Raw genomic sequence first — 20,851 nt, 5'->3', positions numbered from 1 at the left:
TTAGGTTTACTTCCTCACGCAGATCACGCGCACCACGGATGCTTTTGCGTCCGGTGATCCGCTGGCGCCGGTGACGCCATTGGCCTTGAGGAAATCGCGCACGGCATCTGATGTCACCAGCACCGCCTGCGCGGCGCCATTCGCCGGTCCTGCGACGACCACCGGCTTCAGCAGCGCGATGCCGGCGAATTTGCCGTCGCCGTCGAGCGCGGCCGCACCGGAAAAGCCGAGCGCGGGCGGCGGCGACAACGCGACGTCGCTGTTGCCGCCAAGCTGCGCGACCGAGGCCTTGACGCTGCTGACGGCACCGCCGCCGCCCTGGTTCTGCGGATCGGCAATGCCGGTCAGGTCGAGCGCCGTCTTCGAGGCCGGGCTCGCGAGATTGAGCGGCTTCAGTCCGCGCGCGCCATAGATGCGCAGCAAAGCGAGATCGTGCTCCTTGTCCTCGGCCACACGGTCGGCATTGCCGAAGCCGGCGATCGTGACCGCGACGCAGCCGTCGGTGATCTGGCGGTCGGCGATGATCGCGCCGTCGTCGCTGACCACGACGCCGGTGCCATATTCCACGGTCTTGCGCGGCGGGGGGCCTGCGACCTGCGGGCCGGTTGGAAACGCGTTGAATGCGCTCGACATCGCGATCACCACTGGCTCCACGGTGTTTTCCGTGGCCTGGTCGTAGAGGATGGTAAGGATGCGGACCTCATCGCCCTTGAAGGTGCCGCGCACATAGAACTTCTTCAGACCTTGCAGGCCGGACAGCACGAAGAAATCCGGCTTCACCACCGTGTAATCGATCTTGCGCTGGGCTTCCTTCTTTTCCAGCTCGGCGAGCTTGGCCGTGGTGGGGGTCGCTTCCTTGCGCCGCGCCAGTTGAATCTGAATGGTTCCGGTCGGTGACGTCCATTTGGTGCCGTTGGCATCGCTGGCCTGCTGCGGCACAAGCTTGGAGGGAATGCCGAGCCGCACGCCGGTGAGGGGATCGGTGACGATCTTCCAGCCGACATTTTCCTGTCGCTTCCTGGCGGTGTCGGCGAGGATGCCGCGCTCCTGCGGATTGAGCACGCCGGTCTCCTTGGCCCCGCGGCTCTTCTGGAATTCCTTGATCGCCTTGACCATGCGCTCGCTGACATCGCCGGTGATCGCGCCATTGTACTGGCCAACCCAGGCGAGGTCGGATTGCAGCGCCAGTCGTTCGGCCTGCGACATCGCGTTGGCGGTCTCCTCGGGCTTTTGCAGCGCGGGCCGGATCGGCACCGTCGTGACCGGCTTCGGCTTGGCGCCGGCCGTCGACGGCGGCGCCAACTGGGCCTGAGCTGACGATCCCAGGCTCGCGAAAATGGTGGCCGAGACCATCAATGTTGCTGAAAACACCGATCTCATGACAAATCCCAGGGAAGACTGAGGGAATCGGGAGGGAATATTGGAGCGATCATTGACCTCGGGTCAATTAAGCACATCTGCTTGGTCAGCAACAACCGCGCTCCGGTTCACGGAACGGCGCATGGGAATAGATCGACGATGCTGACCGCCGACGAACTCGAACGCTATGCCCGCCACATCGTGCTGCGCGAGGTCGGCGGCCCCGGCCAGACCGCCCTGAAGGAGGCGTCCGTGCTGGTGATCGGCGCCGGCGGTCTCGGCGCCCCGGTCCTGATGTATCTCGCCGCCGCCGGCATCGGCACGCTCGGCGTGGTCGACGACGATATTGTCTCGCTGTCCAACCTGCAGCGCCAGATCATCCACACGACGCCCGATATTGGCAAGCGCAAGGTCGATAGTGCCGCGCAGCAGATCGACGCGCTCAACCCGCATGTCAACTTCGAGGCGCATGCGGTGCGCCTCGATGCTGGCAACGCGATGTCGCTGATCGGCGGTTATGATCTGGTGCTCGACGGGTCTGACAATTTCGAAACCCGCTATCTTGTTTCCGACGCCTGCTTCCTCGCGGCCAAGCCGCTGATCACGGCGGCGCTCGGTCAGTTCGACGGATCGCTGACCACGATCCGCGCCCATGAACGGGGCGCTGACGGCGAGTTCAATCCGACCTATCGCTGTCTGTTTGCAGAGGCGCCGCCGCCGGGCACGGTGCCGGCCTGCGCCGAGGCCGGCGTGATGGGCGCGCTCGCGGGCATGCTGGGATCGATGATGGCGCTGGAAGCGATTCGCGAGATCGTCGGCTTCGGCGACAGCCTGGTCGGACGGCTGGTGATGGTGGACGCCCGCGCGATGCGGTTCGAAACCCTGCGCTACCGGCGCGATCCGGCCAACCCGCTCAATGGTGATGCGCCCACGATCACTGATCTAAGTGCGCACCGGTGAGGACTGGCGGCATCCGCCGTCAGTCGATGTCGGCAATCTGCTTCTCGTAGTCAGACGCGTTTGATTTGTCCGTCATGACCTGCGGGCAACGGAAGCAGGCCTCTTTGCCTTCCTGACGGAACCAGCGGCAGGTGGGGCGAATCTCGCAGGCGGGAAGCGCGTTCACGACAGCCGGGACGCCTTCAACGATCCGTTTGGCCAAGCTGCAGGTGTTGCCCTTGAAATGCTTGCAGCCGCCGCTGGCGCCCGCGCAGGGTGCCGCGATGCGGAACAGTTCCGTGGGCTTGGCATCTCCCGCAAGGGCAAGGACCTGTTCGGAGATTGGCACGGTCTCGGTGAGATATCCGACCCGGTGCTGCTCCGGCGTACCGGTGATTACGCCAAAGATTCGGGCGCCCTCGTCGGTCGCCTGCGAACTCGGGCAGTCGATCTGCTTCTTTAAATCCTTGGACATGAATCCCTCTATCTCGCTGCGCGTGCCGGGTGAGCTGCGTCTATCCTGAAATGAAAAGGCGTCCGGGATGGCGTCCGACGCACGACGCGCCGAACGCCATCTCGTCTCTTGATCGACTCAGAATAGAACCGTCTTTGTGGGTACCGGCATCGTCGGCGTCGGAAATCTGCCGAAGATGGTGATATCCTTGATGATATCGCCCAGCGATCCGCGGTTGATCGCAGCCCTGAAACCGGCTGCGACGATTTCAAGCTGTTCCGGGGTGAGCTGGACCGGTGCTTCGAGCGCGGGCTTCGCAGGCTCGACTGCGTTAATGTCGGACTTCTTCATCTGTCTTCTCCTGTCGCGAGACGAAGGGGCCATCCGCTTCGGCTGCTACAGGAGGCTAGGGACAGGTTGGATGAGTTACCGTGATTTTGCTCACGGAACCCTCGCGCGCCGGCGAGTGGGGGCGCGAGGAACTCGTGCGGTTGCGTTCAGGCCCGCTTCTTCTCGCTGTCCAGATGCGCCATTTGCTCCGCCGCATAACGCGTGCCGGCGGCTGCATCCGGCGGGAATGCCTTCGCGAGCTTGTCCAGATGCGCCGCGGAAAGCCTCACATCGAGCGCGCCGAGCGCCTCGGTCAGGCGGTCGCGGCGGCGGGCGCCGACCAGCGGCACGATGTCATTGCCCTGCGCCGCGACCCAGGAAATCGCGACCTGCGCCACCGATACGCCGAGTTCGGCGGCGACCGCGCGCAGCGGCTCGACCAACGCCAGATTGGCGTCGAGATTGGCGCCCTGGAAGCGTGGGGTCATCTGCCGGAAGTCCTGCGCGCCGGACTTATCTTTCGACCAGTGTCCGCTGATCAGGCCGCGCGACAGCACGCCATAAGCCGTGATGCCGATACCGAGTTCGCGGCAGGTCGGCAGGATGTCGGCCTCGATGCCGCGCGAGATCAGCGAATATTCGATCTGCAGATCGGCGATCGGATGCACGGCATGGGCGCGGCGGATGGTGTCGGAGCCGACTTCGGACAGGCCGATATGCCTGACATAGCCGGCCTTGATCATGTCGGCGATCGCGACGATCGTGTCTTCGATCGGCACCGCCGGATCGAGCCGCGCCGGCCGGTAGATGTCGATGTGATCGACGCCGAGCCGCTGCAGCGAATAGGCGATGAAATTCTTCACCGCTGCGGGGCGGCAGTCGATGCCGATGAAGCCACGCGCCGGATCGCGTAGCGCGCCGAACTTGACGCTGATCTACACATCGTCGCGGTTGCGGCCGGCGAGCGCTTCGCGGATCAGCATTTCATTGTGGCCCATGCCATAGAAATCACCGGTGTCGATCAGGGTGATGCCGGCGTCGAGCGCGGCGTGGATGGTCGCGATGCTCTCGCCCCTGTCGGCCGGACCATAAAAGTCCGACATGCCCATGCAGCCGAGACCGACGGCGGCGACGTCGGGGCCGGTTTTGCCGAGTTTGCGGTGTTCCATGGTGGCTCTCCTCGTATTGGCGGCGGGGATTCCGGCGCCGGGTTGACGAGGCTGGTATGGCCGATCGCGATTACAGCGATAAGCTGGACAATACTTAATAGCTTGTTCAGTATACCGAACAATGCAGGATTTTGACCTCCGCGATCTCGATGCGTTCGTCGCCGTGGCGCGCACCAGGAATTTCCGGCGCGCCGCGATCGAGCAGCGCGTCTCCGTCTCGAGTCTCAGCCAGCGGCTACGCGACATGGAGGAGCGGCTTGGCGTCCGCCTGATGAACCGCACCACCCGCAGTGTTGCGCTAACCGAAGCCGGCGAGCTGCTGCTGGCCCGGGTCGGGCCGGCGATGTCGGATGTCGGCGACGCCCTGGATCAGGTGCGCGGTCTGCGCGGCGTGCCGTCGGGGCGCTTGCGGATCAATGCGCCGCCGCCGGCGATCGATCTGGTGCTGGCGCCGATGGTCGCGCCGTTCCTCGCAAAATATCCGCAAGTTGAACTGGAGATCGTTGGCGAGAGTGCATTCGTCGATATCGTCGCCGGCGGTTTCGACGCCGGCGTGCGCTACGGCGAGCATTTGGCGCAGGACATGATTGCGGTTTCGCTCGGGGCGCCGCAGCGCTACGCGGTGGTGGCGTCGAAGGAATATGTGGCGCGGCACGGCAAGCCGATGCAGCCAAAGGACCTGCTCGATCACGCCTGCATCCGCACCCGCTTCGGCAGCGGCGCCATGCTGGATTGGGAATTCGAGAAGGCGGGGCGTATCGTGGTGGTTTCGCCGCCGGCAAAACTGGTCGCGACCTATCTCGGCCTCGCGCTGCGCGCCGTCCATGATGGGATCGGCTTCTGGTTGACGTTTGAAGGTTATGTACGCTTTGGCATCAAATCTGGTGCGCTGGTCAGCGTGCTCGACGACTGGTGCGCGCCGTTTCCCGGACCGTTTCTGTATTACCCGAGCCGCCGCCAGCCGCCGCCGGCGCTAGGCGCGTTCGTCTCGTTTGTCGGGGAATGGCGCAAGCGCGAGAGACGTAAAGAAAAGACGGCGTAGCTTCCGCGCGAGGGAGTTACGTATTTTACAAGTCCGGCGGACCGGCCATGAGGCCTGATCCGCCGTACTCGTATTTTCCAAGGCGGAGGACTGCGTCTTACTAATCCGCTCAGTGCATTCGGACTTACGGACTTACTTCTTCAGGCTGGCGAACATGAACTTGACCTCGAGGATCTGTTCATACTGCTCCTTGGTCACTTGAACCCGGTCCTTGCCACCCGAGACGGCGGTGAGTTCTTCGTCGGAAAGCACATCGATCTGAGCATTCTGGGTATTCATGGCAGTTCTCCATCTGGCAGATGAGCGCGACAACAGCGTTCGTTTCCTGTGATTTGGAGAATGTCTGAGACCGGACCACAGCGCTGTTCCCCGGGTGACAGGCTGAAACGGCATGTCCGGGGCGGGCAGAGCGCCGGCCTACGCCCGTGGCCACTTCAATATCTGCGGCTCGCGCAGGTCGTTGTAGCCGATCACGATCGCGGCACGTTGTTCCGGATTGCACTCGCTCAGATATCGCTGCTGGCCGCCGACATAGCGCTGGTTGGACGGCGAAGCCGGATCGGACGCGCCAAAATCCGCACCGCGCTGCGCGCCGCGCGGCACGGAAACATTGAAGTCGACCTTCAGAAATATCGAGAGATCCCAATAGGCCCGAAGCTCGGGGCGGTGCAGGAAGATGCCGTCAACGATCAGCGCGGCGGTTGGCGACGCTTGCTGCGTGACCGGCTCGAACGGCCGGTCGTTGTCGAGATCAAAACGCCTTGCGACGTATCGACCGGAGCCGCCGGGGCTCAAGGGATCGAGCAACAACGTCCGAAATGAATCGTAGTCGTATGAGTCGAGATAAAAGCCATCCGGCGAGTACCGCCCCCGCGCATAACGGACGGCGCGGGGATGATGGAAATCGTCGACGGAGGCGCGGATCGTCGGGCGGCTTTGTGCTGCCACGAGCGGCGCCAGCACATCCGCCAGCGTGGTCTTGCCCGCGCCATCGACACCATCGATCGCGACGCGGATAATCCGCGTGGGATGCCGTGCGACGATGGTGGCGGCGAGACGGTCCAGCAGGGATGCGTGGGCTTCGCTCACATCATCCTCGCTGTGTTGGTTCACAGCATGCTGGGCAGCACGCGGTCCGGCGGCTTGTGGTTGTCGAGGAAGGTCCTGATATTGATGATCACCTTCTCGCCCATCTCGACGCGGCCCTCGATCGTGGCCGAGCCCATGTGCGGCAGCAGCGTGACCTTGCCGGCCCTGGCCAGCCGAACCAGTTTTGGATTGACGGCGGGCTCATGCTCATAGACGTCGAGGGCGGCGCCGCCGATGTCGCCGGCTTCGATCAGCTTGATCAGCGTATCCTCGTCGATCACCTCGCCGCGCGCGGTGTTGACGATATAGGCCTCTTTCCGGATCAGTTTTAAGCGCCGCGCCGACAGCAGGTGGAATGTCGCCGGGGTGTGCGGACAGTTCACCGAGATGATGTCCATCCGCGCCAGCATCTGGTCGAGGCTTTCCCAATAGGTCGCGCCCAATTCGTCGGCGATCATGGGTGCGACGGGGCGGCGGTTGTGATAGTGGATCTGCAGGCCGAAGGCGCGCGCCCGGCGCGCCACTGCCTGGCCGATGCGGCCCATGCCGATGATGCCGAGGCGTTTGCCGCCGATGCGATGACCGAGCATCCAGGTCGGCGACCAGCCCGGCCAGTTCTTGCCGTCGGTGAGGATAGAGGCGCCCTCGATCAGCCGCCGCGGCACCGCGAGAATCAGTGCCATGGTCATGTCGGCGGTGTCTTCGGTCAAAACCTTCGGCGTGTTGGTTACAGTGATGCCGCGCGCATGCGCCGCCGTGACGTCGATATTGTCGACGCCATTGCCGAAATTGGCGATCATCCGCAGCTTGCAGTCGGGCTGCTTGAGGATTTCCTCGTTGACCAGGTCGGTCACGGTCGGCACCAGCACGTCGGCGGTACGGACCGCCTCGGCGATCTGTTCCGGCGTCATCGGCGTATCGTCGAGATTTAACCGCGCATCGAACAGTTCGCGCATCCGGGTCTCGATCGAGTCCGGGAGTTTGCGGGTGACGACGACGAGAGGCTTTTTCTTAACCGACATGTCCTGCTCTCATGAGGCAATGGCTCGCCCAACCTTTGACGAGTCAGAAGCTTCGCCGTTGAGGCCTCATTAACCTGGTTGTTCGACACTGCACTCGCTGCGCGGTTCGAACGGCTACCTGGTCGTTTCCTTGGGTTTCCTTAGCGCTCCCCTGGGTTCCCCGATCCTTACCTCGGGGTTGCCAAGGGAAGGGTCAAGGTAATCAGGGAAATTCGGCCGTTCTGGTTCTCAAGCGTTCCGTCCTCTCTAGCAGAAGGCCGGGCCAAGACAAGAACCCCTCGGGAACGACAATCCGAGTTGCGACCAAGGCGGGCAATGGGGGACTCAAGTCTAAGGGTCTTGGGCTTAAGGGTCTTGGGTTTCGGGCGTTGAGTGGATTGTTTCAACTCGAAGAATTCGAGTTGAGGTTTTCGGCAGGAGACGAGTTGATGGCGTTGGGGCGTTTCTGTTCGATGGCAGTGCTGGCAGGGTGCATGCTGGGTGCGTCGGTCAGCACAGGTTTTTCAGCCAAGGAAGCGGGCTCTACCACCAGCGGCCTCCCGCTGCCGCGTTATGTCAGCCTCAAATCCGATCATGTGAACGTCAGAGCCGGTCCGACCAAGGACAACGACGTCGCCTGGGTCTACACCCGCTCCGGTCTGCCGGTCGAAATAACAGCTGAATTCGAGAACTGGCGCCGGGTGCGCGATTCCGAAGGCGCCGAGGGCTGGGTCTATCACTCCCTGTTGTCGGGCCGCCGCACCGCCGTCGTCACCATGAAGACCAAGGACGAACTCGCGCCACTCTACGATCGCGCCGATCCGTCCAGCGCGGTCGCCGCGCGCCTGCAGGCCGGCGTCGTCGCCCAAGTCAAGAAATGCGCCGCCGGCTGGTGCCGCGTGATCGGCAACGGATTTGACGGCTGGATCGAACAGCAGCGGCTGTGGGGCGTCTACGCCGACGAGAAGGTGGATTGAGTTAAGGCGTCGAGCAATAAACTCTTACGTCGTCCCGGCGAAGGCCGGGACCCATACGCCGCGGCCCTTCGATAAGGCAGTCAACCAGACGCCTTCCCTCAACAACAAACATTTGTGGTTATGGGTCCCGGCCTTCGCCGGGACGACAGTTAGCGCTTCTTGCGCAGCCGCACGACCATGTCGACGCGGGCGATCTCGTAGCCTTCGGGCACGTCGGGCATCCGCGACAGCACCAGATGCGGATCGGGAATGTCGACCAGCTCGTGATTGTTCTCGAGATAGAAGTGGTGATGCGCCGTCACGTTGGTGTCGAAATAGGTCTTGGTGCCGTCAACGCTGACCTGGCGCAGCAGGCCGGCATCGGTGAGCTGGTTGAGCGTGTTGTAGACGGTGGCGAGCGAGACCGGCACCTTGGCCAGCGTCGCTTCCTCGTACAGCATTTCAGCGGTCAGATGCCGCGCGCCCTTGCCGAACAGCAGCCAGCCGAGCGCCATGCGCTGGCGGGTCGGCCGCAGGCCGGCAGCTTGCAGCATTTCATTGACGTCATGCCAGGGACAGCCGGTCAACGCCGGTTGATGTCCGGCGGCACGGGCGGCCGGATCCATCGCAGCTAAGTCAGCGGCGTCATCGTTCACAGTCGAGACCTGGTCGTTCATTTCCACTTCGGTACCACGCTGACAAACTTGGGCAATATTCTTGCCCAATATAAAAGGAAATCCTTTAGATGCAAGTTTTTCGCAACTAGAACGATCCCAAGGTTAAGGCGGAACCCACGATGGGATATGGTGTTTTTAGCCCGTATCCAGTGCTTTGCCGCCCGCCAATGCCTATGTTACAGAGCGCGCGGACCACATATGCATATTCGGCAGGGACATTTGCCGGTGGCACCCTAAGTAGCGCCAATTTGCGGGAACAGACATTCTTCCGCGGGAAACCGATCCGGTTCGCTCGAAAGCGCTCATCGGGACATCTGAGAGAGGCTGAAACGATGCTGGATCGCCGCGGCGGTTACGAATACGAGGATTTGCTGGCGTGCGGCCGTGGCGAACTATTCGGCCCGGGAAATGCGCAATTGCCGCTGCCGCCGATGCTGATGTTCGATCGCATCACCGAAATTTCCGAAACCGGCGGGGAATACGGCAAGGGCATCGTTCGCGCCGAACTCGACGTGAACCCGGATCTCTGGTTCTTCGGCTGCCATTTCAAAGGCGATCCGGTGATGCCGGGCTGTCTCGGCCTCGACGCGCTGTGGCAGATGGTCGGCTTTTATCTCGGCTGGACTGGCGGCGAGGGCCGCGGCCGGGCGTTGGGCCTCGGCGAACTGAAGTTCTCCGGTCAAGTGATGCCGAACGTCCGCAAGATTGTGTACAACGTCGATATCAAGCGTGTGATGCGTTTAAAGCTCTGGCTGGGTATCGCCGACGGCTGGCTTTCGGCCGACGGCGAGATTATCTATCGCGCGAAGGATCTGAGGGTGGGGCTGTTAAAGCAGGGTGCCGCATTGCCGGGAGCGTAAGTTACCCGCTCTCCAATGAGGCGGCATTCGGTTTGATGGCGGCTATCACACAAAACGCAAACGACAGGACGAGGCGATCATGAGGCGGGTTGTCATCACGGGGATGGGCATCGTCTCATCCATCGGAAATAACACCCAGGAAGTGCTTGCGAGCCTTCATGAGGCGAAATCCGGGATCACGCGCTCGGAAAAATACGCCGAGCTCGGCTTCCGATCGCAGGTGCAGGGCGCTCCGTCCCTCAATCCCGCCGATGTCATCGACCGGCGCGCGATGCGCTTCCTCGGCGAGGGCGCGGCGTGGAATCACATCGCGATGGAGCAGGCGATCCAGGATGCCGGTCTCAGCCCGACCGAAGTTTCCGACGTCCGTACCGGCATCATCATGGGCTCCGGCGGCCCGTCCGCGCGCACCATCGTCGAAGCGGCCGATATCACCCGGACCAAAGGGCCCAAACGCGTGGGGCCGTTCGCGGTGCCGAAGGCGATGTCGTCGACCGCCTCAGCCACGCTGGCGACCTGGTTCAAGATCAAGGGCGTGAACTATTCGATCTCGTCGGCCTGCGCGACCTCCAACCATTGCATCGGCAATGCCTATGAGACGATCCAGATCGGCAAGCAGGATGTGATCTTCGCCGGCGGCTGCGAGGAACTCGACTGGTCGCTGTCGGTGCTGTTCGACGCCATGGGCGCGATGTCCTCGAAATACAACGCCACGCCCGCCACCGCGTCGCGTCCCTATGACGTCAGCCGCGACGGCTTCGTCATTGCGGGCGGCGCCGGCGTGGTGGTGCTGGAAGAGCTCGAACACGCCAAGGCGCGCGGCGCGCGCATCTACGCCGAAGTGGTTGGCTATGGCGCGACGTCTGACGGCTACGACATGGTGGCGCCCTCGGGCGAAGGCGCCGAGCGCTGCATGCGGATGGCGATGGAGACCGTGAAGACGCCGATCGACTATATCAATCCGCACGCCACCTCGACGCCCGCCGGCGATCCGCCCGAGATCGAGGCGATCCGCAAGGTGTTCGGCACCGGCGAAAAATGCCCGCCGATCTCGGCGACCAAGGCGCTGACCGGCCATTCGCTCGGCGCCACCGGCGTTCAGGAAGCGATCTATTCGCTGCTGATGATGAACAACGGTTTTGTCTGCGAGAGCGCCAACATCACCGAGCTCGACCCGGTGTTTGCCGACATGCCGATCGTGCGCAAGCGCATCGACAACGCCAAGCTCGGCACCGTGCTGTCGAACTCGTTCGGTTTCGGCGGCACCAACGCCACGCTGGTATTCAAGCGCATGGATGCGTGATTTGTGATGCCCCGCGAAAGCGGGGGCATCCAGTACGCCGCGGCTTCTCGATTCAATTACCGATATCTCTGCAATACTGGGTCACCCGCTTTCGCGGGTGACGACAGTTGGGCCTATCCGGCAGCGATCTTCTCTGCACGCTGGAACGCCGGGCGCGCCGCGCATCGATCGATATAGGCGTCGAACGACGGCCGCGACGGCACCATCTTGAACAGCCGCACGGCGAAATTCAGCCCGGAGCCAATGATGATGTCGGCTGCGGAAAAATTGTCGCCGAGGATCCATGGACCTTTCTCCAGCGCGTTGTCGAGCACGTCGATCACGCGTTGCGAATCGCCCCAGCCGGCCGCGACCGGATTCATTTCGATCTTGGTCGCGAGCTGCACGATCGCAGGTTCGATACAACCGGGGCTGAAGAACAGCCAGTAGAGATACTTTGCGCGCAGCGGATCTCCGAGCGGCGGCGCCAGCTTCGCTTCCGGATAGCGCTCGGCGACATAGGCCGCGATCGCGGCGGCTTCGGCAAGCGTGGCCTCGCCATCCCGGAGCGCCGGCACCTTGCCCATCGGATTGATCGCCAGATATTCGAGCTTACGCTGTGCGCCGGTCGAGATGTCCGTCAGCACGCGTTCATAGGGTTGCCCGGTCTCTTCGAACAGCCACAGCGAGGAAAACGAACGCGAGCGGGGCGACCAATAGAGCTGCATCATGGCGGAACCTTTCATCGGCGGAGGCGGACAATGCCACCTTCATTGCGCGTCTGACTCGAATTGGCAACGCACTACGCCTAGGACGAACGGTTCAACGTCAAGCGATATATTGGTCAACTTTATTTCGTGCGGTCGACTGGCCGGCGATCCCGAGCGAATCGCGGAGAGCCAGCTGCCACCCTGCTCAATTGTCTTTGGGGTAGTTGGGCAGCAGGAGGCAAGGCTGGCAAAATATATGGGCTAGCAAAAAATAAGGCGCGGCTGTGAGGCCTTCGCTTATCGCGCCCGCGATGTTCGCGGCGAGGGTTTCGCCTTGCGCTGTTCGCGCAGGGCGTCGGCGGCGAGGCACACCACTTCCGAGATTTGCTGCAGCTGTGCGGCCAGCGGGCTTGTCTTGCGCCACACCATGCCGATGGTTCGCGACGGTTGCGGATTAGAGAACCGCGCGACCGAGACCTGTGCCGAGCGGGTTTCCACCGTGACCGCCATTTCCGGAATCAGGGTGACGCCGATGCCGGCGCCGACCATCTGAACGAGCGTGGACAGCGAGCTTGCATCCAGCACCTCGCGCGGCGGCGACTGCATGTTGCAGAACGACAGCGCCTGGTCGCGGAAACAATGTCCCTCTTCGAGCAGCAATAGCCGCATCTCGCGCAGCGTCTCGTGGCTCGGCACCGGCGTGCCCTCGTCCTCGCCCGGCCGCACCAAGAGGAAGTTCTCGGAAAAGCAGGCGACCTCGGTCAGCGATGGCTCGGATACCGGCAATGCCACGATCGCCGTATCGAGCCGGCCTTCGGTCACTTCCTTGATCAGCTTCGGCGTCAGCGTCTCGCGCACGTGGATGTCGAGTTCCGGATGCATGCGCGCGAGGTTCTCGATCACTTTCGGCAACAGATAGGGCGCGATGGTCGGGATCATGCCGATGCGCAGCCGGCCGGCAAGCCGGTCCTGTGCCGCGCGCGCGAAATCGCCGAGTTCATCGACCGAGCGCAGGATGTCGCGGACACGCTGGACGATCTCCTCGCCGAATTTCGTCAGCGTGATTTGTCGCGCGCTGCGTTCCAGCAGCGCGCCGCCGAGCGCTTGCTCCATTTCCTTGATTTGCATCGACAGGGCGGGCTGCGAGATCGAGCAGGCTTCCGCCGCGCGCCCGAAATGGCCGTGACGGGCCAGCGCATCAAAATAACGAAGCTGCCTGAGCGTCATCTGGATCATCAGAATATCTTATCGGTTCGATCATTAAAATCAACTTCCACTGATGGAAAGTGGCTCTTAGAGTGCTTCCAATCTTCAGGAAGCGGCCCTTAGGAGGCAATCATGGACGACAAAACAAAATGCCCGTTCTCGGGCGGAAAACGCGGACACTCGAACCGCGATTGGTGGCCGGACGCGCTGGACGTTTCGTTGCTCCACCGCAATTCGGCTCTGTCCGATCCGATGGGCGAGGCGTTCGATTACGCCAAGGAATTCAAGACCCTCGACCTCAATGCCGTGGTCAAGGACCTGACCGCTTTGATGACGGAATCGCAGGAATGGTGGCCGGCCGATTTCGGTCACTATGGCGGTCTGATGATCCGCCTGGCGTGGCACAGCGCCGGCACCTACCGCATCACGGACGGCCGCGGCGGCGCCGGGGCCGGTCAGCAGCGCTTCGCGCCGCTGAACAGCTGGCCTGACAACGCCAACCTCGACAAGGCGCGCCGGCTGCTGTGGCCGATCAAGCAGAAATACGGCCGCAAGATCTCGTGGGCCGACCTGATGGTTCTCGCCGGCAACGTCGCGCTCGAATCGATGGGCTTCAAGACGTTCGGCTTCGCCGGCGGCCGCGCCGATGTCTGGGAGCCGGAGGAACTGTTCTGGGGCCCTGAGGGCACCTGGCTGGGCGACGAACGCTACAGCGGCGAACGCGAACTCTCCGAGCCGCTCGGCGCCGTGCAGATGGGTCTCATCTACGTCAATCCGGAAGGCCCTAACGGCAACCCGGATCCGCTCGCGGCGGCGAAAGACATCCGCGAAACGTTCTTCCGCATGGCCATGAACGACGAAGAAACCGTAGCCCTGATTGCCGGCGGCCACTCCTTCGGCAAGACCCACGGCGCCGGCGATCCGTCGCTGGTGGGCTCCGACCCGGAAAGCGGCGCGCTCGAGGATCAGGGTTTGGGGTGGAAGAGCAAGCACGGCACCGGCATCGGCGCCGACACCATCACCGGCGGTCCGGAAGTCACCTGGACGCAGACGCCGACGAAGTGGAGCAATCTCTTCTTCAAGAACCTGTTCGAGAACGAATGGGAACTGACCAAGAGCCCGGCCGGCGCCAAGCAGTGGAAGGCGAAAGGCGCCGAAGCCACGATTCCGGACGCCTACGACGCATCGAAGAAGCATGTGCCGACCATGCTGACCACCGACCTGTCGCTGCGCTTCGACCCGGCTTACGAGAAGATCTCACGGCGCTTCCACGAAAACCCGGACCAGTTCGCGGATGCGTTCGCGCGTGCCTGGTTCAAGCTCACGCACCGTGACATGGGCCCGGTCGCGCGCTATCTCGGCCCGCTGGTGCCGAAGGAAACGCTGATCTGGCAGGACCCGATCCCGGCGGTGGATCATCCGCTGATCGGCGATGCTGATATCGCCACGCTGAAGACCAAGATTCTCAGCTCGGGCCTGTCGGTGTCGCAGCTGGTTTCGACCGCATGGGCGTCGGCATCGACGTTCCGCGGCTCCGACAAGCGCGGCGGCGCCAATGGCGCGCGCATTCGTCTCAGCCCCCAGAAGGACTGGGAGGTCAACCAGCCGGCCGAGCTGAACACGGTGCTGCAGAAGCTGGAGGCGATCCAGAAGGAATTCGGCAAGAAGGTTTCGCTTGCCGACCTGATCGTTCTCGGCGGCTCGGCTGCGGTTGAAAAAGCCGCCAAGGACGCCGGCGTCGACGTCACGGTGCCTTTCACGCCGGGGCGCATGGATGCGTCGCAGGATCAGACCGACGTCGCATCCTTTGCTCCGCTCGAACCGCGTGCCGACGGCTTCCGCAATTATGTCAACACCAAGCGGCATCAGTTCATGGAGTTCGAGGAAGCGCTGATTGACCGTGCGCAATTGCTGCGGCTGACGGGGCCCGAGATGACGGCGCTGGTCGGCGGCCTGCGCGTCCTCGGCGCGAATGCCGGGGGCTCCAAGCATGGCGTTTTCACCAGCAAGGTGGGGACATTGACGAACGATTTCTTCGTCAATCTGCTCAGCATGAGCACGGAGTGGCAGCCGTCGAGCGAAAATCTGTACGAGGGCCGCGACCGCAAGACCAAGGCGGTCAAGTGGACCGCCACCCGCGTCGACCTGATCTTCGGTTCGCATTCGCAGCTTCGGGCCTTCGCCGAGGTCTATGCGTGCGCGGACTCCAAGGAGAAGTTCGCCAAGGACTTCGCCGCCGCCTGGACCAAGGTGATGAACCTCGATCGGTTCTGATCACCCGAGCACTGCACGAACGCAGCACTGACAAAAAAGGGCGGCTCAAGAGCCGCCCTTTCGCTTTCGGCACGAAGCGCGCGATCAAACGCCGAGCGTACCTGCCTTCGCCGCGGCATAGCGCTCGGCGATCTTGGCCCAGTTCACCGTGTTCCACCACGCCTTGAGATAATCGGCGCGGCGGTTCTGGTAGTTGAGATAATAGGCGTGCTCCCAGACGTCGTTGCCGAGCAGCGCGCGCTTACCGTCCATGATCGGACTGTCCTGGTTCGGGCGGGTTTCGATCGCAAGCTTGCCGTCCTTGGCAACGGTCACGAACACCCAGCCGGAGCCGAACTGGCGTCCGCCGGCGGCGTTGAAGTCGTTCTGGAATTTTTCCATGCCGCCGAGGTCCTTGTCGATCGCGGCCAGCACCTCGCCTTCCGGCTTGCCGCCGCCCGGCGCCATGATTTCCCAGAACATGGTGTGGTTGGCATGGCCGCCGAGATTGTTGCGCACGCCGAATTTGATGTCGTCGTTCAGGGCGTTCAGATTGCCGAGGATGTCCGTCACCTTGCTGGTGCCGAGCTGCGCATTGGTCTTGGCGAGGGTGTTCAGATTGTTGACGTAAGCGGCATGGTGCCGGCCATGGTGGATTTCCATGGTCTTGGCATCGATATGCGGCTCAAGCGCGTTGAAGGCGTAAGGGAGCGGCGGCAGCGTGAACGGACCTGCCGCGGCCGGGGCAGCCGCAGGTGCCGGTGCGGCGGCCTGGGCAAAGACGACACGCGGTGCCGCCGCGACGGCTACGAAGCCGGCGGCGGCGCTGAAAAAATGACGGCGCGAAAGTGCGGACATAAGTCTCTCCCTGCGTGACGAGCCTGCTTGCTCGATTCGGACGATTGTAACGGGTCCAGCTTCCAGCTGCGAAGTCAGCCCCATTCCGGTTTCCATTTTAAATGGGTTCGGCGCTGCGGCGTAAGAGCGCACGATCACATCTGCGGCAAATAAAAAGGGCGGCTTTGCAGCCGCCCTTCCTGATTTTCGATGGCGAAGCGCTTACTCGCCGGCCGCTTCGCGGGGCGCCGAGGCTTCCGCCGCCTTCTGCTTGGCTTCGAGGTCCTCGCCGGTCGCCTGATCGACCACCTTCATCGACAGCCGCGTCTTGCCGCGATCGTCGAAGCCGAGCAGCTTGACCTTGACCTTGTCGCCTTCCTTGACGACGTCGGAGGTCTTCTGCACCCGCGCCGAAGCGAGCTGGCTGATGTGGACGAGGCCGTCCTTGGCGCCGAAGAAGTTCACGAACGCGCCGAACTCCATCACCTTGACCACGGTGCCTTCGTAGATCTGACCGATCTCCGGATCGGAGGCGATCGACTTGATCCACTTGATCGCGGCCTTCATGGCTTCGCCGTCGTTGGAAGCGACCTTCACGGTGCCGTCGTCCTCGATGTTGACCTTGGCGCCGGTCTTCTCGACGATCTCGCGGATCACCTTGCCGCCGGTGCCGATCACTTCACGGATCTTGTCGGTCGGGATCTTGAAGGTCTCGATGCGCGGCGCGTATTCGCCGAGCTCGGCGCGGGCATTGGTGAGCGCCTTCGACATTTCGCCGAGGATGTGGATACGCCCATCCTTGGCCTGGCCGAGTGCGACCTTCATGATCTCCTCGGTGATGCCCTCGATCTTGATGTCCATCTGCAGCGAGGTGATGCCCTGGTCGGTGCCGGCCACCTTGAAGTCCATGTCGCCGAGATGATCCTCGTCACCGAGAATGTCGGACAGAACGGCAAAGCGCGAACCTTCCAGGATCAGGCCCATCGCGATACCCGCGGTCGGCCGCTTCAGGGGAACGCCCGCATCCATCAGCGCCAGCGAGGCGCCGCAGACCGACGCCATCGACGACGATCCGTTGGATTCGGTGATCTCGGAAACCACGCGCACCGTGTAGGGGAATTCGTGGTGCGGCGGCAGGACCGGATGGATCGCGCGCCAGGCGAGCTTGCCGTGGCCGATTTCGCGGCGCTTGGTGCCGCCGAGGCGACCGGTTTCACCGACCGAGTAGGGAGGGAAGTTGTAGTGCAGCAGGAACTGCTCCTTGTAGGTTCCTGACAGCGAGTCGATGTACTGCTCGTCCTCGCCGGTGCCGAGCGTGGTCACCACCATCGCCTGGGTTTCACCGCGGGTGAACAGCGCCGAACCGTGGGCGCGCGGCAGCACGCCGACTTCGGCGATGATGCTGCGGACGGTCTTGGAATCGCGGCCGTCGATGCGCTTGCCGGTGTCGAGGATGTTCCAGCGAACGATCTTGGATTCGAGTTCCTTGAACACGCCGGCGATGCGCAGCTTGTCGTATTGCGGCTCCTGCCCTTCCGGGAAGTAGTGAGCCATCACCTTTTCCTTGGCCTTGCCGACGGCGGCGTAGCGGTCCTGCTTGATCGGAATCGCATAGGCCGAGCGCAGCTCCTGCTCGATCAGGCCGAGCATTTCCTTCTCGAGCGCGCTCTCGTCGACGACCTTGACTTCGCGCGGCTCTTTCGCGGCCTTCTCGGCGAGCTCGATGATCGCCTTGATCACCGGCTGGAAGTGCCGGTGTCCGAACATCACCGCACCGAGCATGATGTCTTCGTTGAGTTCCTTGGCTTCCGATTCCACCATCAGCACGGCGTCGGCGGTGCCGGCGACGACCAGATCGAGCTGGGTCTCGAGCATTTCGTCGAGCGTCGGGTTGAGCACATATTCGTCGTTGGCAAAGCCGACGCGGGCCGCACCGATCGGGCCCTTGAACGGCGCGCCCGAGATCGTCAGCGCCGCGGAGGCGGCGACCAGCGCCAGAATGTCGGGATCATTCTCCATGTCATGCGACAGCACGGTGACGATGACCTGGGTTTCGTTGCGCCAGCCGTCGACGAACAGCGGACGGATCGGACGGTCGATCAGGCGGGAGACCAGCGTCTCCTTTTCGGTCGGCCGGCCCTCGCGCTTGAAATAGCCGCCGGGGATGCGGCCCGCGGCGTAGGTCTTTTCCTGGTAGTCGACGGTCAGCGGCAGGAAGTCGACGCCTTCGCGCGGCGCCTTGGCGGCAACCACGGTGGCGAGCACGACGGTCTCGCCATAGGTCGCGAGCACGGCGCCGTCGGCCTGACGGGCGATCTTTCCGGTTTCAAGCTTGAGGGGACGTCCACCCCAGTCGATCTCGACTGAATGCGTATTGAACATTTCGATTTCTTTCATGGTTTCGCGAAAGCAGGGACGCCTGAAACACAAAGACCATGCGCAAGATTGCGAGACACTGATCGCAACAATTGATCAGCATCCGGCGATCCTGCCATGGTCTCTATATTTCGGATGGCGTCCATCCTCTCGGTAGTCCGGGCACCTTGCCCTGCCCAGCGGCCGGATTGCTGCTGGACGTCTATTGGACATGCGTTTCATCATGCCCTTGCGCATGATCGTCTCCGAAAATCCGGAGTCCGGGTTTCTTCCGGAAGACCATACGAAAACGCGCGCAACAGGCGCGCGCGTACTCTCTTATGTCAACGACGAATGTTGTGCTTTTCGAGCAGCGCCTTGTAGCGCGCCTCGTCCTTCCGCTTGATATAATCAAGCAGGGAGCGGCGCGTGGCGACCATCTTCAAAAGACCCCGGCGCGAATGATTGTCCTTCACGTGGGATTTGAAGTGCCCGGTGAGGTTGTTGATGCGTTCCGACAGGATCGCAACCTGAACCTCCGGCGAGCCGGTGTCGCCGGCCTTGTTGGCATTCGTCTTGATGACTTCCGCTTTGCGTTCGGCGGTAATCGACATCGTCAAACTTTCTCATCGTTACGACCGGAACTGGCAGTCAGTCCGGTCAGGTTGAACACACGCTTGGGGATGAGTTCGCCATTGCCAATTTCGGCGAGGGCCAGAAGCCGGCCTGCCACCGTGACATAGACTGTGCCGCTACAATTGGGCGCATCCCGTCCGCGCAACAAAACGGCCTGGCCCCGGTGGAGCCTTGCCGCATCAGCCCGTGTGACGGCCAGTGCCGGGATGTCGTCCAGCGCGGTCTCAACGGGCAAAAGCGCGTCGGCGAGGCTGCCCTCGCCCGACGCGGCTCTATTACACAAAGCCTCCAACTGTTCCAGCGGAATCATGTCCGCTTCGCGGAATGGACCGACCAGGGTCCGCCGCAAGGCGCTGATATGGCCGAAACAGCCTAGAATCCGGCCGATATCGCGGGCCAGCGCCCGGACATAGGTTCCCTTGCCGCACTCGGCCTCGAACACGGATTGGCCGTTATCTCCATGTTCTACAAGGGTTAATTCGTGAATCTCGACCGGCCGCGGCTTCAGTTCGACGGTTTCGCCGTCTCTGGCCAGATCATAGGCCCGCTCGCCCTGGACCTTGATCGCGGAATATTGCGGCGGGATCTGCTCGATCAGGCCGGTGAATTGCGGCAGCAGCGCCCGGATGGAATCGGCAGAAGGCCTGAGATCGCTGGTCCTGGTCGCCCGGCCCTCGGTGTCGTCGGTGTCGCGTTCCTCGCCCCAGCTCACGGTGAAGCGGTAGCGCTTGCGGCCGTCCATCACGAACGGGACCGTCTTGGTGGCTTCGCCGAGCGCGATCGGCAGGCCGCCGGAGGCCAGCGGGTCGAGGGTACCGGCATGGCCGGCACGCTTGGCCTGGAACAGGCGCTTGAGCACCGCCACCGCGTGTGTCGAGGTCATGCCGATCGGCTTGTCGAGGATCACCCAGCCATGGACGTCGCGCTTGTCGCGGCGCGGCTGATTGTTCTGGCGTTGCTTGCCCTGATGCTTCTGACGCGGATCGTTATTGCCGCGACGTGCCTCTTCGCCAACGCGGCTGTTGCCGTCGTTGCGGGCTTCGGTAAAAATATTTTTTTCAGCGTCGTGCGATTCGGCATTTTGCGAATCGATCACGCTGTTGGCGGTGGTCACAATCATCCCTTGTCGTCCGAATCGGGTGCGAGGTCTCTTTGCACCGCAGGTGTTCTCAGTAATTTCTCGATCCGTTCCGCTTCATCGAATCGTTCGTCGACGCGAAAGCGAAGATCAGGCGCAAACTTTAAGTTAACGCGGTGCGCGATCTCGCCGCGCAGGAATTTCTTGTTGCGCGCGAGCGCCGCGAGCACGACATCGGTGTCGCGTCCGCCGAGCGGCATCACATAGACGGTTGCAAGCTTCAGGTCCGGTGACATGCGCACCTCCGGAACCGTGATGATGTGACCCTCGAGATCGGGGTCATGCACGCTACCTTGCGACAGAATATCGGCGACCGCATGGCGCACGGTTTCGCCGACGCGCAATTGGCGTTGCGAGCCGCCGGGGGCGGAACTCTTGCTGTGGTGGCGGGGCATGGCCGTCTCTCGAAAATAATTGGTGATGGCCGGGCTATTCCCGGCCATCGACGTCTTTCTTGCTGCTGAATTCTCAGGGACGTGGATGCCCGGAACATAAATGCGAAGACTTAGCTTCGCGCTTTTGACCGGGCATGCCGTCGAACTAGTACAGTGTCTTCCG

At 62.7% G+C, this 20,851-nt stretch carries 20 protein-coding genes and 1 pseudogene; 6 read left to right on the top strand and 15 right to left on the bottom strand.

Going from position 1 to position 20,851, the window contains the following annotated elements; genetic code table 11:
• Window positions 1–6: 6 nt before the first annotated feature.
• On the bottom strand, window positions 7–1,380 hold the full coding sequence (locus JQ574_RS28425; RefSeq protein WP_212210013.1) for a serine protease: 1,374 nt from the start codon (window positions 1,378–1,380) through the stop codon (window positions 7–9).
• A 138-nt stretch (window positions 1,381–1,518) separates the two neighbouring features.
• Between JQ574_RS28425 and JQ574_RS28420 the strand changes: the two genes are divergently transcribed.
• Entirely contained in the window at window positions 1,519–2,319 is an 801-nt protein-coding gene (locus JQ574_RS28420) for a molybdopterin-synthase adenylyltransferase MoeB (RefSeq protein ID WP_212210012.1), read from the top strand.
• 19 nt (window positions 2,320–2,338) lie between these two features.
• On the opposite strand, the gene JQ574_RS28415 is transcribed toward JQ574_RS28420, so the two are convergent.
• The 3 genes and pseudogenes from JQ574_RS28415 to JQ574_RS28405 all read right to left on the bottom strand — a co-directional run bounded on the left by JQ574_RS28415 (window position 2,339) and on the right by JQ574_RS28405 (window position 4,251).
• Complete coding sequence (locus tag JQ574_RS28415) at window positions 2,339–2,773, bottom strand: hypothetical protein (RefSeq protein ID WP_192736253.1); 435 nt, start codon at window positions 2,771–2,773, stop codon at window positions 2,339–2,341.
• A gap of 117 nt (window positions 2,774–2,890) precedes the next feature.
• The gene (locus JQ574_RS28410; RefSeq protein ID WP_192736254.1) at window positions 2,891–3,103 is read right to left on the bottom strand and encodes a hypothetical protein; all 213 of its coding nucleotides are present in this window, start codon (window positions 3,101–3,103) and stop codon (window positions 2,891–2,893) included.
• A 146-nt stretch (window positions 3,104–3,249) separates the two neighbouring features.
• Window positions 3,250–4,251: pseudogene (locus tag JQ574_RS28405) on the bottom strand (aldo/keto reductase).
• Between the two features lie 121 nt (window positions 4,252–4,372).
• On the opposite strand from JQ574_RS28405, the gene JQ574_RS28400 reads away from it, so the two are divergent.
• Window positions 4,373–5,293 (top strand): LysR family transcriptional regulator, encoded by a 921-nt coding sequence (locus JQ574_RS28400; protein ID WP_212210011.1) that lies wholly within the window; start codon window positions 4,373–4,375, stop codon window positions 5,291–5,293.
• A gap of 132 nt (window positions 5,294–5,425) precedes the next feature.
• On the opposite strand, the gene JQ574_RS28395 is transcribed toward JQ574_RS28400, so the two are convergent.
• From JQ574_RS28395 to JQ574_RS28385, 3 genes are all read right to left on the bottom strand, one after another.
• Window positions 5,426–5,572: a bacteriocin gene (locus JQ574_RS28395; protein WP_212210010.1), complete on the bottom strand. Its 147-nt coding sequence runs from the start codon at window positions 5,570–5,572 to the stop codon at window positions 5,426–5,428.
• A gap of 138 nt (window positions 5,573–5,710) precedes the next feature.
• Window positions 5,711–6,382, bottom strand: a complete 672-nt coding sequence (locus tag JQ574_RS28390; protein WP_212210009.1) for a uridine kinase — start codon at window positions 6,380–6,382, stop codon at window positions 5,711–5,713.
• A 20-nt stretch (window positions 6,383–6,402) separates the two neighbouring features.
• A complete protein-coding gene (locus JQ574_RS28385; RefSeq protein WP_212210008.1) occupies window positions 6,403–7,404 on the bottom strand; it encodes a D-glycerate dehydrogenase in 1,002 nt (333 codons plus the stop codon).
• Between the two features lie 428 nt (window positions 7,405–7,832).
• Here JQ574_RS28385 and JQ574_RS28380 point away from each other — a divergent pair, with 428 nt between their 5' ends.
• Window positions 7,833–8,360, top strand: a complete 528-nt coding sequence (locus JQ574_RS28380) for an SH3 domain-containing protein (RefSeq protein ID WP_212210007.1) — start codon at window positions 7,833–7,835, stop codon at window positions 8,358–8,360.
• Between the two features lie 149 nt (window positions 8,361–8,509).
• On the opposite strand, the gene irrA is transcribed toward JQ574_RS28380, so the two are convergent.
• A complete protein-coding gene (gene irrA, locus JQ574_RS28375) occupies window positions 8,510–8,965 on the bottom strand; it encodes an iron response transcriptional regulator IrrA (RefSeq protein WP_283813786.1) in 456 nt (151 codons plus the stop codon).
• A gap of 383 nt (window positions 8,966–9,348) precedes the next feature.
• Here irrA and fabA point away from each other — a divergent pair, with 383 nt between their 5' ends.
• Window positions 9,349–9,876: a 3-hydroxyacyl-[acyl-carrier-protein] dehydratase FabA gene (fabA, locus tag JQ574_RS28370; RefSeq protein WP_192736260.1), complete on the top strand. Its 528-nt coding sequence runs from the start codon at window positions 9,349–9,351 to the stop codon at window positions 9,874–9,876.
• A 79-nt stretch (window positions 9,877–9,955) separates the two neighbouring features.
• A complete protein-coding gene (fabB, locus tag JQ574_RS28365) occupies window positions 9,956–11,179 on the top strand; it encodes a beta-ketoacyl-ACP synthase I (RefSeq protein ID WP_212210006.1) in 1,224 nt (407 codons plus the stop codon).
• A 113-nt stretch (window positions 11,180–11,292) separates the two neighbouring features.
• Here fabB and JQ574_RS28360 read toward each other — a convergent pair whose 3' ends face one another.
• Both JQ574_RS28360 and JQ574_RS28355 read right to left on the bottom strand, forming a co-directional pair.
• Complete coding sequence (locus tag JQ574_RS28360; RefSeq protein WP_212210005.1) at window positions 11,293–11,889, bottom strand: glutathione S-transferase family protein; 597 nt, start codon at window positions 11,887–11,889, stop codon at window positions 11,293–11,295.
• Between the two features lie 276 nt (window positions 11,890–12,165).
• Entirely contained in the window at window positions 12,166–13,104 is a 939-nt protein-coding gene (locus JQ574_RS28355) for a LysR substrate-binding domain-containing protein (protein ID WP_212210004.1), read from the bottom strand.
• Between the two features lie 102 nt (window positions 13,105–13,206).
• Here JQ574_RS28355 and katG point away from each other — a divergent pair, with 102 nt between their 5' ends.
• Window positions 13,207–15,348: a catalase/peroxidase HPI gene (gene katG / locus JQ574_RS28350; protein ID WP_212210003.1), complete on the top strand. Its 2,142-nt coding sequence runs from the start codon at window positions 13,207–13,209 to the stop codon at window positions 15,346–15,348.
• Between the two features lie 84 nt (window positions 15,349–15,432).
• On the opposite strand, the gene JQ574_RS28345 is transcribed toward katG, so the two are convergent.
• The 5 genes from JQ574_RS28345 to rbfA form a co-directional block, all read right to left on the bottom strand.
• Window positions 15,433–16,185, bottom strand: coding sequence for a superoxide dismutase (locus JQ574_RS28345; protein WP_212210002.1), 753 nt, complete (start codon window positions 16,183–16,185; stop codon window positions 15,433–15,435).
• Between the two features lie 201 nt (window positions 16,186–16,386).
• Window positions 16,387–18,546 (bottom strand): polyribonucleotide nucleotidyltransferase, encoded by a 2,160-nt coding sequence (gene pnp / locus JQ574_RS28340; RefSeq protein ID WP_212210001.1) that lies wholly within the window; start codon window positions 18,544–18,546, stop codon window positions 16,387–16,389.
• A 317-nt stretch (window positions 18,547–18,863) separates the two neighbouring features.
• Window positions 18,864–19,133 (bottom strand): 30S ribosomal protein S15, encoded by a 270-nt coding sequence (rpsO, locus tag JQ574_RS28335; protein ID WP_074272228.1) that lies wholly within the window; start codon window positions 19,131–19,133, stop codon window positions 18,864–18,866.
• A gap of 2 nt (window positions 19,134–19,135) precedes the next feature.
• Window positions 19,136–20,275 (bottom strand): tRNA pseudouridine(55) synthase TruB, encoded by a 1,140-nt coding sequence (gene truB / locus JQ574_RS28330; protein ID WP_212210000.1) that lies wholly within the window; start codon window positions 20,273–20,275, stop codon window positions 19,136–19,138.
• Window positions 20,272–20,688 carry a 30S ribosome-binding factor RbfA gene (gene rbfA / locus JQ574_RS28325; RefSeq protein ID WP_212209999.1) on the bottom strand — a complete coding sequence of 139 codons (417 nt, stop codon included), beginning with the start codon at window positions 20,686–20,688 and terminating at the stop codon, window positions 20,272–20,274. The genes truB and rbfA overlap by 4 nt, the downstream gene beginning before the upstream one ends.
• Window positions 20,689–20,851 lie beyond the last annotated feature (163 nt).

The organism is Bradyrhizobium sp. AUGA SZCCT0158 (assembly GCF_018130065.1).
Taxonomy (GTDB): domain Bacteria; phylum Pseudomonadota; class Alphaproteobacteria; order Rhizobiales; family Xanthobacteraceae; genus Bradyrhizobium.
This window is presented reverse-complemented; position numbering and strand designations above follow the sequence as displayed.

What these genes read in the sequence shown, in the direction of transcription:
- JQ574_RS28425 (WP_212210013.1), bottom strand. Translation starts at nt 1,380, where the DNA reads ATGAGATCGGTGTTTTCAGCAACATTGATGGTCTCGGCCACCATTTTC.
- JQ574_RS28420 (WP_212210012.1), top strand. Translation starts at nt 1,519, where the DNA reads ATGCTGACCGCCGACGAACTCGAACGCTATGCCCGCCACATCGTGCTG.
- JQ574_RS28415 (WP_192736253.1), bottom strand. Translation starts at nt 2,773, where the DNA reads ATGTCCAAGGATTTAAAGAAGCAGATCGACTGCCCGAGTTCGCAGGCG.
- JQ574_RS28410 (WP_192736254.1), bottom strand. Translation starts at nt 3,103, where the DNA reads ATGAAGAAGTCCGACATTAACGCAGTCGAGCCTGCGAAGCCCGCGCTC.
- JQ574_RS28400 (WP_212210011.1), top strand. Translation starts at nt 4,373, where the DNA reads ATGCAGGATTTTGACCTCCGCGATCTCGATGCGTTCGTCGCCGTGGCG.
- JQ574_RS28395 (WP_212210010.1), bottom strand. Translation starts at nt 5,572, where the DNA reads ATGAATACCCAGAATGCTCAGATCGATGTGCTTTCCGACGAAGAACTC.
- JQ574_RS28385 (WP_212210008.1), bottom strand. Translation starts at nt 7,404, where the DNA reads ATGTCGGTTAAGAAAAAGCCTCTCGTCGTCGTCACCCGCAAACTCCCG.
- JQ574_RS28380 (WP_212210007.1), top strand. Translation starts at nt 7,833, where the DNA reads ATGGCGTTGGGGCGTTTCTGTTCGATGGCAGTGCTGGCAGGGTGCATG.
- irrA (WP_283813786.1), bottom strand. Translation starts at nt 8,965, where the DNA reads ATGGATCCGGCCGCCCGTGCCGCCGGACATCAACCGGCGTTGACCGGC.
- fabA (WP_192736260.1), top strand. Translation starts at nt 9,349, where the DNA reads ATGCTGGATCGCCGCGGCGGTTACGAATACGAGGATTTGCTGGCGTGC.
- fabB (WP_212210006.1), top strand. Translation starts at nt 9,956, where the DNA reads ATGAGGCGGGTTGTCATCACGGGGATGGGCATCGTCTCATCCATCGGA.
- JQ574_RS28360 (WP_212210005.1), bottom strand. Translation starts at nt 11,889, where the DNA reads ATGATGCAGCTCTATTGGTCGCCCCGCTCGCGTTCGTTTTCCTCGCTG.
- JQ574_RS28355 (WP_212210004.1), bottom strand. Translation starts at nt 13,104, where the DNA reads ATGATCCAGATGACGCTCAGGCAGCTTCGTTATTTTGATGCGCTGGCC.
- katG (WP_212210003.1), top strand. Translation starts at nt 13,207, where the DNA reads ATGGACGACAAAACAAAATGCCCGTTCTCGGGCGGAAAACGCGGACAC.
- JQ574_RS28345 (WP_212210002.1), bottom strand. Translation starts at nt 16,185, where the DNA reads ATGTCCGCACTTTCGCGCCGTCATTTTTTCAGCGCCGCCGCCGGCTTC.
- pnp (WP_212210001.1), bottom strand. Translation starts at nt 18,546, where the DNA reads ATGTTCAATACGCATTCAGTCGAGATCGACTGGGGTGGACGTCCCCTC.
- rpsO (WP_074272228.1), bottom strand. Translation starts at nt 19,133, where the DNA reads ATGTCGATTACCGCCGAACGCAAAGCGGAAGTCATCAAGACGAATGCC.
- truB (WP_212210000.1), bottom strand. Translation starts at nt 20,275, where the DNA reads ATGATTGTGACCACCGCCAACAGCGTGATCGATTCGCAAAATGCCGAA.
- rbfA (WP_212209999.1), bottom strand. Translation starts at nt 20,688, where the DNA reads ATGCCCCGCCACCACAGCAAGAGTTCCGCCCCCGGCGGCTCGCAACGC.